6 protein-coding genes are annotated in these 12,936 nt (G+C 53.4%); 5 read left to right on the forward strand and 1 reads right to left on the reverse strand.

What is annotated here, in order from left to right; all coding sequences use genetic code 11:
* The first annotated feature begins 212 nt into the window (after positions 1-212).
* The 5 genes from mutL (at position 213) to lpdA (ending at position 9,319) form a co-directional block, all read left to right on the forward strand.
* Positions 213-2,048 (forward strand): DNA mismatch repair endonuclease MutL, encoded by a 1,836-nt coding sequence (mutL, locus tag ACRBB0_RS00250; RefSeq protein ID WP_431372374.1) that lies wholly within the window; start codon positions 213-215, stop codon positions 2,046-2,048.
* Positions 2,045-3,412 carry a DNA recombination protein RmuC gene (gene rmuC, locus ACRBB0_RS00255; RefSeq protein ID WP_431372375.1) on the forward strand — a complete coding sequence of 456 codons (1,368 nt, stop codon included), beginning with the start codon at positions 2,045-2,047 and terminating at the stop codon, positions 3,410-3,412. The genes mutL and rmuC overlap by 4 nt, the downstream gene beginning before the upstream one ends.
* Positions 3,413-3,643: 231 nt before the next feature.
* Positions 3,644-6,301 (forward strand): pyruvate dehydrogenase (acetyl-transferring), homodimeric type, encoded by a 2,658-nt coding sequence (gene aceE / locus ACRBB0_RS00260; RefSeq protein ID WP_431372376.1) that lies wholly within the window; start codon positions 3,644-3,646, stop codon positions 6,299-6,301.
* A 22-nt stretch (positions 6,302-6,323) separates the two neighbouring features.
* Positions 6,324-7,574, forward strand: coding sequence for a dihydrolipoyllysine-residue acetyltransferase (aceF, locus tag ACRBB0_RS00265; RefSeq protein WP_431372377.1), 1,251 nt, complete (start codon positions 6,324-6,326; stop codon positions 7,572-7,574).
* Positions 7,575-7,585: 11 nt separating this feature from the next.
* Positions 7,586-9,319, forward strand: a complete 1,734-nt coding sequence (gene lpdA / locus ACRBB0_RS00270) for a dihydrolipoyl dehydrogenase (protein ID WP_431372378.1) — start codon at positions 7,586-7,588, stop codon at positions 9,317-9,319.
* Between the two features lie 915 nt (positions 9,320-10,234).
* Here the strand turns inward: lpdA and ACRBB0_RS00275 are convergent.
* Positions 10,235-12,679 (reverse strand): ATP-binding protein, encoded by a 2,445-nt coding sequence (locus ACRBB0_RS00275; protein WP_431372379.1) that lies wholly within the window; start codon positions 12,677-12,679, stop codon positions 10,235-10,237.
* Positions 12,680-12,936: the final 257 nt, after the last annotated feature.

Below are 12,936 nucleotides of genomic sequence, written 5' to 3' on the forward strand. Positions count from 1 at the left end.
TGGCTTCGTAGGTGATCAAAGATACCGGCATTTTCTGCTCCTGATTGTTGTTCGCTCGTTACACATCTTACTCTGGCAAGTGTTAAGGAAATAATCTTGCGGCGGATATGCGACTTTGGGACAATTATTGCCCAAAGGCCCGCATATGCTCTCGTGCGTGGTTTGTTCTTTATGCGTTCCAGAATCGCCACGCGTCTGCTAAGTTTTGTGGCATGAATACCCAAGCCCCCAATATGCGCCCTGTTATCCGCCAACTCGACGATTCCGCAATTAACCGGATCGCAGCGGGAGAGGTTGTTGAACGTCCGGCATCCGCTGTGAAAGAGCTGGTTGAAAATGCCATTGATGCGGGCGCGCGCCGCATTGAGATTGAGATCGCGGATGGCGGCAAAACCCTGATCCGCATCAGCGACGATGGCTGCGGCATGTCCGGGGATGAGCTTCCTTTGGCCCTCTCGCGTCACGCGACATCCAAGATTGATGGATCAGATTTGCTTAACATCCATTCGTTTGGGTTTCGTGGTGAAGCGCTACCAAGCCTTGGAGCGGTCGGCCGTCTGACCATCCAAAGCCGCGCCAAAGGTTTTGAAGCCGTTGAGTTGAGCGTTGATGGCGGAGAAATGTCGTCTGTCAAACCGTGCGCGTTGAATGGTGGCACCGTTGTTACGTTGCGGGATTTGTTTTTTGCGACACCGGCGCGGCTCAAGTTCCTGCGAAGTGATCGGTCAGAAATGATGGCGATCAGCGACGTGATCAAGAGATTGTCGATGGCAGAGCCGTCCGTCGGATTCACCTTGCGCGATGTGTCTGGCGGAAAAGATCGGGTGACTTTTCGGGTTGAACCCGAAATAGGTGATCTGTTTGATGCAATGCGGGGCCGCCTGGGCCGCGTGATGGGCGGCGAATTTACGGAAAACGCGTTGGCAATAGATGCCGAGCGCGAGGGGTTTCGCCTTACTGGGTATGCGGCGTTGCCGACCTATTCACGTGGAACCGCAGTTGCGCAACATTTGTTTGTAAACGGACGCCCGGTTCGTGACAAAATGCTCATCGGGGCGCTGCGCGGGGCCTATCAGGATTTTCTGTCGCGCGAACGTCACCCGGCTGTTGCCTTGTTCGTTGATTGTGATCCGCACAAGGTAGACGTGAACGTTCACCCGGCAAAATCTGAGGTCCGTTTTCGCGATCCCGGTGTTGTGCGTGGATTGATCGTTTCGTCGCTGCGCCATGCATTGGCCGAGGCTGGCCACCGCGCGTCGACCACGGTCGCGGGGGCAACGCTGGGGGCTATGCAGCCCGAACAGTTGCAGCCGCGTGTTTACCAAATGGATCGCCCGTCTCCGGGCGCGCGTATGGCATCCTATCAAGCCCAAGCACCGGGATTTTCGGATTTGGCTGCTGGGTATTCGGGCCGCGTTGTTGAGCCGCAACCCCTAGAAGCTGAAGCGCCCGAGGCCCAAGACGAAGCGCTCCCCTTAGGGGCTGCGCGTGGGCAAGTTCATGAAAACTACATCATCGCGCAAACCGACGATGGCATTGTAATTGTTGATCAACATGCGGCTCACGAACGGCTCGTTTATGAAAAGCTCAAGCATCAAATGGCCGAAACGGGTGTTGCCGCGCAGGCGCTTTTGATTCCTGAAGTGGTCGAAATGTCGCCTGATGATGCCGCGCGGTTGTTGTCTGTTGCGGGGGATTTGACCAAAATGGGTCTGACCATCGAGTCCTTTGGCGGTGACGCGATTGCGGTTCGTGAAACCCCTGCGATCCTAGGAGAGGTTAACGCAAAAGCGTTGATCCACGACATTCTGGATGAGCTGTCTGACCTTGGACAAAGTCAGTTGGTTTTGGAAAAAATCGAAGCCATTTTAAGCCGGGTTGCCTGTCACGGCTCGATTAGATCGGGGCGCAGAATGCGCGCTGAAGAGATGAATGCGCTCTTGCGCGAAATGGAGGCAACCCCGCATTCGGGCCAATGCAATCACGGGCGCCCGACTTATGTTGAGCTGAAGCTCAGCGATATCGAAAGGTTGTTTGGACGCACATGATCGAGTTCGGCGGGCAGGCGTATTCCCTGCAAGACCCAATGGTGGTGATGGTTTTGATTGCTGGATGTGTCCTGTTGTTGATGCTGTTTTTGCTGATTTCCAGTGTGCGACGGGCCGGGCAAACGGCGCAAACCACGGAAGCTTTGGCACATGCGTTAACTGATATGTCGAGCCGGGTTGAGCACTTGGCCAATGGGCAGGGTCAGCTGGAAGGGAGTCTGCATTCGGTTGCACATCAGCAAACGCAAGCAGCGACTCAGGTCACGGTTTTGATGGAACAGCGGTTGGGTGAAGTCCAATTGCGCCTGCATGAAGATCTGTCCAAAGTACAGCGCAATACCGGCGAAAACCTTGCTCATATGCAGCAATCATTGTCGGACAATATGGCAGCGCAGCAGTTGAAATTGTCCGAAACGCTTGGACAAAATCAGGTGCGCTTGCAGGAGAATATGGCCGACCTTCAGATGAAAACGGCGCGTTCCCTGACCGAAATGCAAGAGAAAATGGGTGTTGCTTTAACCGGGAGCGCCAAGACCACAGCAACGTCGTTAACGGCCCTACAAGAACGGTTGCAAACGATTGATAAGGCACAGGAAAACATTACGAAATTGTCGGGAGATGTTTTGACGCTTCAAGACATTTTGTCGAACAAGCAAACGCGCGGTGCCTTTGGTGAAATCCAGCTCACCGATATTGTGTCCAAGGCGCTGCCTAAGGACAGCTACACGTTGCAAGCAACACTGTCGAACGGGAAGCGAGCGGATTGCCTGATCCATTTGCCCAACCCGCCCGGACCAATCGTGGTTGATGCGAAATTCCCGCTTGAGGGCTATGAGGCATTGCGCAATGCGTCGACGGACAGTCAGGTGGTCGAAGCGGCGCGCATGTTGAAAACGTCGGTCCGAAAACACATCAAAGATATTTCCGAGAAATACATCCTTGATGGCGAAACGGCGGATGGTGCTTTGTTGTTCCTGCCGTCCGAAGCCGTTTATGCGGAACTGCATGCAAACTTTCCTGATTTGGTTCGGGAAGGATTCGCAGCACGCGTTTGGATTGTATCCCCGACCACTTGTATGGCGACATTGAATACAATGCGCGCGATTCTCAAGGATGCTCGGATGCGTGAGCAAGCAGGAGCAATCCGTAAGGAATTGAGCCTGTTGTCGCAAGATGTTGATCGTCTTGGGACGCGCGTTGGTAACCTTGATCGCCACTTTGGCCAGGCGGCTAAGGATATCGAAGACATCAAGATTAGCTCTGACAAGGCCGGTAAACGTGCGCGTCGATTGGATAATTTCGATTTTGAAGAGTTGGCAAAAGATGAGCCTTCAAATGTGGTCGCCCTGACCGACAAGCCGTGAGCTGGTAATAGCCTAAAGTTTAACGTTAAACTATTAGCCATGCACGTCATGCATGAATGCTATGCAGTCACCTATCTGCCGTAACGTCCTGTGACCTGTTACATCACAATCCCAACGCGATTGCAGAAGGTGCTCGCTTTGGGTAACCTCGCTTATACCGCGTTAAAACGCCAATTGGTTTAATGCTAAACCAATTAGACGCGCCAGTGGCGCAATTAAGGGAGAGGACATATGACAGATCATTCCCAAGACATTGATCCGGTCGAATCCCAGGAATGGCAGGAGGCGGTCGAAGACGTCATCCAGCGTGACGGCGCAGACCGTGCCCATTTCCTGTTGGATAAAGCTGTACAGCAGGCCCGCGCGGCCGGGGCGAAACTGCCATTTTCGGCGACGACGCCCTACCAAAACACCATTTCGACAGATGACGAAGTTGAGATGCCCGGCGACACCGATATGGAATGGCGCATCCGCACCATTAACCGTTGGAACGCGATGGCAACCGTCGTGCGCCGCAACAAAGAGAGCAGCGAATACGGCGGGCATATTGCGTCATTTGCGTCTTCCGCTGCGTTTTATGATGTTGGTTTGAACCATTTCTGGCGTGCCAAAAGCGCGATTCACGGCGGCGACTTGGTGTTTTTCCAAGGCCACGTGATCCCCGGTATTTATGCGCGGTCCTTTATGGAAGGCCGGTTGAGCGAAGAGCAGCTTGAAAACTTCCGTTCCGAAGTTTCGGGTGGCGGCTTGTCCTCTTACCCGCACCCTTGGTTGATGCCGGATTATTGGCAGTTCCCAACAGTCTCGATGGGGCTTGGCCCGTTGATGGCGATCTATCAAGCGCGGTTCATGAAATACATGCACAACCGTGGTCAGATCGACATGGCAGACCGCAAGGTGTGGTGTTTCCTTGGTGACGGCGAAATGGACGAGCCGGAATCGATTGGCGCGATCCATTTGGCAGCGCGCGAAGGTCTCGATAACCTGATCTTTGTTGTGAACTGCAACTTGCAGCGCCTAGATGGACCGGTGCGCGGCAACTCCAAAATCGTGCAAGAGCTCGAAGGCAATTTCCGCGGCTCTGGCTGGGATGTGATCAAACTGCTTTGGGGCAAAGGTTGGGACGAACTGCTGGAAAATGACACCAGCGGCAAGTTGCGTCAGTTGATGGAAGAGACCGTTGACGGCGATTACCAGACCTTCAAATCCAAAGATGGCGCGTATATCCGCGAGCATTTCTTTGGCAAATACCCAGAGACGGCTGAACTGGTCAAAGACTGGACTGATGATCAAATCTGGGCGCTGCGCCGTGGCGGTCACGAGCCGAAGAAGGTTTACAATGCCTTCAAACGCGCGAGCGAAGCCAAGGATCAGCCGACTGTCATTCTTGCCAAAACCGTCAAAGGTTACGGCATGGGCACCGCCGGTGAGGGGCAAAACAGCACCCATCAGCAAAAGAAAATGGCGGAAGATCAGCTCAAGGCCATGCGCGACCGTTTCAACATTCCGGTCAGCGATGAAGACCTGAAAGGCAAAGTGCCGTTTGTCACGTTGAATAACGCGCAAAAGGCCTATCTTGCGGATCGTCGCAAAGATTTGGGCGGGGAATTCCCCAAACGCTTTACTGGTGCACCTGCGCTTGAAATCCCTGAGTTGGATAAGTTCAAAGCCCAGCTGGAAAGCACGGGTGATCGCGAAATTTCGACCACGATGGCCTTTGTGCGTATCTTGACGACGCTGTTGCGTGACAAGAAAGTCGGCAAAAACATCGTGCCAATTGTACCTGACGAAAGCCGTACCTTTGGCATGGAAGGGTTGTTCCGCTCGGTCGGGATTTATAACCCCAAGGGTCAGCAATACACACCCGAAGACCGTGACCAGATGATGTTCTACAAGGAATCTGAAACCGGTCAGGTTCTTCAGGAAGGCATCAACGAAGCCGGGGCTATGGCCGATTGGATTGCGGCGGCGACGTCTTATTCCAACCACGGTGTGCCGATGATCCCGTTCTTCATCTATTACTCGATGTTTGGCTTCCAACGGATCGGTGATCTGGCTTGGGCGGCGGGCGATAGCCGCGCACGCGGCTTTATGCTTGGTGGCACCGCTGGTCGGACAACGTTGAACGGCGAAGGCTTGCAGCACGAAGATGGCCATTCCCACATCCTTGCGGGCACCGTTCCAAACTGCATCAGCTATGACCCAACCTTTAGCTATGAGGTTGCGGTGATCGTTCAGCACGGCATGAAACGGATGTATCAGGATCAAGAAGACGTGTTTTTCTATCTAACCCTGATGAACGAAAACTACAGCCATCCTGAAATGCCGATGGGTGCCGAAGAGGGCATCATCAAAGGCCTTTATCGCATGTCCAAAACCGCCAAACCGGCGAAAAAGCATGTGAACCTGATGGGCTCGGGCACGATCCTTGTTCAGGCGATCAAAGCGGCTGAAATGCTCAAAGAAGACTTTGGCGTGACCTCGGATATTTGGTCGGCGACCTCGCTGAACGAATTGGCGCGTGATTGCCAGGATGTGGCCCGCCACAACCGTCTGAACCCGCTGGCAGAGCCGAAAACGTCCTTTGTGGCGCAGCAGTTCGCCAATGCCAAAGGGCCGATCATCGCGGCCACCGACTATATGAAGAACTACGCCGAGCAAATCCGTGCCTGTGTGCCGGGTCGCTACACGGTTTTGGGCACCGACGGTTTTGGCCGCTCAGATAGCCGCGTGAACCTGCGCCGGTTCTTTGAGGTGGATGCAAACCACATCGCAGCGGCGGCTATGGTCGATCTCTTCCGCGATGGCGTGGTGAGCGAGAAAGACCTGAAAGCAGCTTTGGCAAAATACGACATTGACGGCGCAAAGCCGAACCCGCGTCTTGTGTGATTGCGGATAGGAGGAATAAACTATGACTATTGAAGTAAAAGTTCCCGATATCGGTGATTTCGACGCGGTTCCCGTTGTGGCCGTATTGGTCAGCGTCGGTGATACCATCGCCGAAGAAGACCCGATTATTGAACTCGAATCTGACAAGGCAACGATGGAAGTGCCATCGCCTGCCGCCGGTGTTGTCAAAGAGATCAAGGTTGCCGAAGGTGACGAGGTTGGTGAAGGCGCTTTGGTACTGATCCTTGAAGGGTCGGGTGCCGCTGCGGCCCCTGCGGAGGCCCCCAAGGCCGCGCCTGCTCCTGCCGCACCGGCTGCTGCTGCGCCTGCTCCGGTGGCTGCCGCGCCGGTCACGGATGCGGGGTTCTCCAAAGTGCATGCTTCGCCATCGGTTCGGGCCTTTGCCCGCCGGGTTGAGGTTGACCTTAACAAGGTCAACGGTTCGGGCCGCAAGGGTCGTATCCTGCGCGAAGACATCGAAAAAGCGTTGAAATCCAGCGTGTCGCCAGTGGCCTCCGCCGCTGCGCAAGGCGGAATGGGCATCCCACCAATCCCGGTTGTCGATTTCTCCAAATTCGGTCCAACTGAAGATGTGGAAATGCCGCGGATCAAAAAGATCTCTGGCCCGGCTCTGCACCGCAGCTGGCTCAACATTCCGCATGTCACGCATAATGACGAAGCGGACATCACCGACCTTGATAAATACCGCAAGGAAATGGACACGCACGCCAAAGAGAACGGCTATCGCGTGACCCTGCTGTCTTTTGTGGTTAAGGCCTCGGTCTCGGCGCTCAAGGAACATTGGGAATTCAACAGCTCGATCCACCCGGATGGTGACAAGCTGATCAAAAAGGATTTCTACAACATCGGATTTGCGGCGGACACGCCAAACGGTTTGATGGTTCCGGTGATCAAAGATGCGGATCGCAAAGGTCTTGTTGAGATTTCACAAGAGCTTATGAGCCTGTCCAAAGCGGCGCGTGAGGGCAACCTCAAGTCCAAGGACATGCAGGGCGCGACCTTCACGATCTCATCTCTGGGCGGCATTGGCGGCACCTCGTTCACCCCAATTGTGAACGCACCCGAGGTCGCAATCCTTGGTCTGACCCGCTCCAAAATGGCACCTGTTTGGAATGGTGAAGAGTTCATCCCACGCCTGATGCAGCCACTTTCGCTGTCTTATGACCACCGTGCCGTCGATGGTGCCTTGGCCGCGCGCTTCTGCGTGACGCTCAAGACGCTGCTCGGCGATATGCGCAAGTTGATGTGGTAAGGGGAAGAACCATGGACGTTACAGTACCAGATATTGGTGATTTCGATGCGGTTCCCGTGGTGGCAATCTTGGTTTCGGTGGGTGACACCGTCGCCGAGGAAGACCCGCTGATCGAGCTGGAATCCGACAAAGCCACAATGGAAGTGCCATCCCCCGCCGCGGGTGTGGTCAAGGAGATCAAGGTTGCCGAAGGGGACAATGTCTCCGAAGGGTCTTTGATCTTGGTTCTCGAAGGCGCAGGTGCTGCCGAGGCCCCCAAGGCCGAAGCTGCACCTGCCCCCGCTGCGCCGACAAGCGTTGCCGCGACGGGCACCGCCACCGGCACCGGTGATGTGCATGCCGAGGTTGTCGTTCTGGGCTCTGGCCCGGGCGGTTACACGGCAGCGTTCCGCGCGGCGGACCTTGGTAAAAAGGTTGTGCTGATCGAGAAGGATGACCGTCTTGGCGGCGTCTGCCTCAACGTGGGTTGCATCCCCTCCAAGGCACTTTTGCATGTGGCCAAGGTGATCACCGAGGCCGAAGAAATGTCGTCGCATGGCGTGAGTTTTGGCAAGCCTGAGGTGAACTTGGACGAGCTACGCGCGTTCAAAGACAGCGTTGTTGGCAAGTTGACCGGCGGGTTGGACGGGTTGGCCAAAGGCCGCAAGGTTCAGACGGTGCGTGGTTTCGGAGCTTTCACCGGCCCGAACATGATTTCGGTCACTGGGTCTGATGGCACAACAACCGTGTCCTTTGATCAATGTATCATTGCCGCCGGTTCCGAGCCAGTTGCCTTGCCGTTTATCCCCGAAGACGACCGGGTGATCGACAGCACCGGCGCCTTGGAACTCAAGGACGTTCCAGAGCGGATGCTTGTTCTGGGTGGTGGTATCATTGGCCTAGAAATGGCCTGTGTGTACGATGCTTTGGGCGCGAAAATCACTGTGGTTGAGCTGATGGATCAGATCATCCCCGGCGCGGACAAAGACATTGTCAAACCGCTGATGACCCGCATCAAAGGCCGCTACGAAAACATCTTCCTCAAGACCAAAGTTGTCGCCGTTGAGGCGCTTGACGCCGGTATGAAGGTCACCTTTGAGGATGACAAAGGCGAGCAGTTTTCCGACACCTTTGACAAGGTTCTGGTTGCCGTGGGCCGCAAGCCCAATGGCAAACTGATCGCTGCCGATCAGGCGGGTGTGGCGGTGGATGATCGCGGCTTTATCGCCGTCGATAGCCAACAGCGCACCGGCCAGCCGCATATCTTTGCGATTGGTGATGTGGTTGGTCAGCCGATGCTAGCCCATAAAGCCGTTCATGAAGGCAAAGTTGCTGCTGAAGTTTGCGCCGGTCATAAGCGTCATTTTGATGCCAAACTGATCCCATCGGTCGCCTATACCGACCCTGAGGTCGCTTGGTGTGGCGTCACAGAGACCGAGGCCAAGGCCAAGGGGATTGCTTACGAAAAAGGCGTGTTCCCATGGGCCGCGTCGGGCAAATCCCTGTCCAATGGCCGTAGCGAAGGCATGACCAAGCTGCTGTTTGATCCAAGCGATGATCGCATCATCGGGGCCTGCATCGTGGGCACCAATGCCGGTGATCTGATCTCGGAAACGGCGTTGGCGATTGAAATGGGCGCGGATGCGGTTGACCTTGGTCACACCATCCACCCGCACCCAACACTGTCGGAAACGGTGAACTTTGCGGCCGAAATGTTCGAAGGTACAATCACTGATTTGATGCCACCGAAAAAGCGCAAGAAATAACTGTCTATACAGCAATAGAAAGGCGGGTTAATCCCCGCCTTTTTACCTGGTTTACAGGGGCGTAAATCGGTTACAGCACCTTTGATGTAGAACCGTTTTCAGACTGAGGAAAAGGTGTGGATGTCGGTTTTGCTGACCCTATGATTTTTCGCTGCGGTTGCGCCGATGTCCGCAAAGAAAACGTTAGGGTGTCATCAAAGCTACTCTAAAAGTAGCGCAACGCACATGACTTCAACAGTGGAAAGGTTTGCCCCTTCACTTAAGCGGAGTTGGACATGTGTTCCGGCTGTGGAACCTACGATTTCAAACGTAATTTGATCGAGATTTCGGTGCATTTCGAAACCCTTCTGTCGGGATGCCCGAAAATACCCGCGAACGTTTTCTTGCCAAGACATTCTGGAAACTCGCATTCGACGAATTCGCTTTGTGACGGCTTCGTATTCCCGAACGCGGGATAAGTGTTGTGAGGGAAAGCCGTTACATATGCGGTGCATTCATGAATTGTCGCCGCGAAACAGCACAAGGCATTGTGTTCTGACGTCATGCATTCTGTATACTTCTGAGCTACTCGCCAATATTCGGACTGTATCTGATGTAGATCGACCTGCCAGTACGCTTATCGTCGCTTCGCCTTGAAGATAAGCTCACGGCAAATGTCGCTTGTGGCAGTGGCCGAAATTTGGGGGAGCTCAAAGGTTTAAATGGGACGGATGAGCAAACGAGATCAATCCAACAAAGACCACTGGGGCAAGCACCAAGACGAAACATAGGACGGGTGCGCCAGGGGATAGTGTGAAAAAACCTGTCTTGAGCGCATGGCTAAAGAGCATGCCGAGTAACCCAGTGGCGCGGGATGTAGATTTTGTCGTCCATCAGGTGTTGAAAAGTCATGAATGGCTGGCCTGTGAACTCAGTTTAACAGGACAATGCACTTTCAATTGCCGCTAACAGGTCGTTCCTTTTTATGGGTTTCGAAAGCCGAATATCTTCTGCCTGAAGTTCATTCATGTGAAGCGCCGCCCCGTTAGGATATCCTGACATAAATACGACTTTTAGATTTGGTTGCTTCTCGCGCAACACTTCGGCAAGTTTTGGCCCCTGAATATCCCCCGGCATCACAATATCAGTTAATAATAAGTCAATTTGATCAGAAGTCTCGTATTGCTTCAAAGCATGATCACCTGAATGGGCCGAAATGACGTCATGACCGGCCGCTTCTAATGCCTGAACTTTCAATTTACGTAACTCAGGCTCATCTTCGGCGACAAGAATACGTGCGCGGGTTTTGATGGATTTCGAAATGCGTTTCTTTGGACCTTCAACCTCTGTGGTGCTTGATCGGGCCGGAAAATAGAGTTTGAAAGTTGTTCCATACCCGAGCTCTGAATAGACTTGGACCATGCCTCCAGATTGTTTCATAAAACCTTGGACAGAGGCCAAGCCGAGCCCCGTCCCTTTGCCTAATTCCTTGGTTGTGAAAAACGGTTCAAAAATGCGCTCCTGATCGGTTTTCGATATTCCAGACCCGGTATCGGTTACGGCGAGCATAACGTATCGGCCTGGGGTAAGGTCCTCAAAATGTGACTGCAAGTAAGCTTGATCGACCCACAAATTTTCGGTTTCTATCGTTAGTTTTCCACCGCATTGCATTGCGTCTCGTGCGTTTAAAATCAGGTTCAACAGAGTATTTTCGACCGTGCAATGATCGGCATCGATGGTCCACAGATCTGCAAAAAGGCTGGTCTCAACCTCGACATTCGCGGGCAGAACTCGGGTGGCCCAACTCTGTGTCACTCTAACACTTTCGTTGAGGTCAAGGGGTTTGGGTGTAAGTGGAGCCTTGCGCGCAAAAGTCAAAAGGCTTTGTGTCAAGTCAGCAGCACGATTTGTGGCCCCAATGGCTGTATCCACATACTTATGACTTGTTGTAGTATGAGCGTCTTCTTTCAAAAGCTCGAGATTGCCTAACGTAATTCCGAGTAGGTTGTTGAAATCATGCGCTATTCCGCCTGTTAGGTTCCCAATGGCTTCCATCTTTTGCGATTGCCGCAACTTTTCCGCCAGCAGTTTGTATTCGGAGATGTCTTGAATGACCCCCGCTAGGGAGATTGATTTCCTGTCCGGTTGAACGAGCACCTGTGCGTGCATACGCAGCACGAGCACCTCGCCGTCGTTCGGGCGCACTGCGCGAAATTCAAAAGCAAGGGGGGTGTGGTTTTCGAGGCTGTGAATGATCGCCCCCAAAAGTGCCTCGCGATCATCGGGATGAACAATTTTTTCACAGAAACGATCGAGTGACGCTAAATCATTTCTATTGTGCGCACCAAATAGGGATTGCACGTCATCGCGCCATTGAATCGTACGTCGGGATGATAACAAAAAGCCGTTCATTTTTGCGGCTTCAAGAGCCGAATTTAACTGACGACGGCCCTCCAAAAGTTCTAGGCGGGTCCGCGTACTTTTTCGAATGAAAAACAGCGCAATCGAAAAAATCATTCCGATTGCGACAAGGACCACTGGCGCTGATCGCAACAGGATTGACGTGCCTTTGCTCATCGGGGTCCAGACCAAGAATGCCTTGATATGTGGTTGGTTAGGGGCCAGGGAAACGCCGTTTTTGCCAACAGGGATGTTTCGCGCGATGCTCAGATCCTCGAGCGACAGATTGTTGAGGATTTGGAGTACATGAGCGTCATCCAATAGGTGCACCGTAACAAGAATGTAGGGGGCTGACTGTGTGACAGGAATGCCGCCGGGGTCGGGAACAATCGCAAAGGCCGAGACAACGCCGTGGTTTTCGCCAATTTGGATGACGCCTACTCGGGATAATTTTTCAAAATAGCTAGAGAAACTTTTGGAATTTGGCGTAACCTTGGGGAGCAATTCCAGATAGTTGTTACGTATATCGCGAAGTTGAGCCTGCAAAACCTCGGTCGTCAACACACCATCCAGGGCGGCGGCCTGGGTACCAAAAGCTTTCTTGTAAACAACGTCTTGATTGGGCGAGACAAGAAACGTCGCGCTATACTCAGAAACAGAGGCAAAATCGTTGGTTAGGCGGTTTTCGATCCAATCTGGATTGAACTTTGTGTCTATGTTTTGATAGGCTGCGTTGGATGCTGCATAGCGTTCTAGCCCTGAAAGCAACCGTTTCTGGTAGCTTTCGAACACGCGGGTGACCGACACTTTCTCGCGCTCGTAGGCGTCTTCTTCCGCGGCCCAGATACGTGCTGATACAAGAAGAAAGACCCCGATCAGTGCCGCCATCGAAACGATGATAACGGCTTCGCCAGATCGCAAAAACCTCAAGAAATCACGAGGCGTGTGGAAACAGGCACTTTTTAAATGTGTCGGTTGCATTGACAAAACTCTTCCATGAATGCCTCGTGTGAGCTCAGTGAGTATAGCAGATATTTCTGAACGAAGCGTACACTATACAAACGCGCCTATGGGAACCGTACGCCACGTTCCGACAGGTGATAAACCGAGGTTGAGTAGCTGTTGCAGCGTGGGCGCTAAGGAGGCGCAACCGCCGCTGGTTTGGTGCTTGGTACAAGGTGGCGTTATGCGGAAAGACGCAGGACATACCGGACGCGGCCTGAAGATATGCATGGTTT

It is taken from the genome of Pelagimonas sp. (assembly GCF_050633425.1).
Taxonomy (GTDB): Bacteria; Pseudomonadota; Alphaproteobacteria; order Rhodobacterales; family Rhodobacteraceae; genus Pelagimonas.

Bases quoted from the DNA above. Each gene is read 5' to 3' on its own strand.
- mutL (WP_431372374.1), top strand. From the start codon at position 213: ATGAATACCCAAGCCCCCAATATGCGCCCTGTTATCCGCCAACTCGAC.
- rmuC (WP_431372375.1), top strand. From the start codon at position 2,045: ATGATCGAGTTCGGCGGGCAGGCGTATTCCCTGCAAGACCCAATGGTG.
- aceE (WP_431372376.1), top strand. From the start codon at position 3,644: ATGACAGATCATTCCCAAGACATTGATCCGGTCGAATCCCAGGAATGG.
- aceF (WP_431372377.1), top strand. From the start codon at position 6,324: ATGACTATTGAAGTAAAAGTTCCCGATATCGGTGATTTCGACGCGGTT.
- lpdA (WP_431372378.1), top strand. From the start codon at position 7,586: ATGGACGTTACAGTACCAGATATTGGTGATTTCGATGCGGTTCCCGTG.
- ACRBB0_RS00275 (WP_431372379.1), bottom strand. From the start codon at position 12,679: ATGCAACCGACACATTTAAAAAGTGCCTGTTTCCACACGCCTCGTGAT.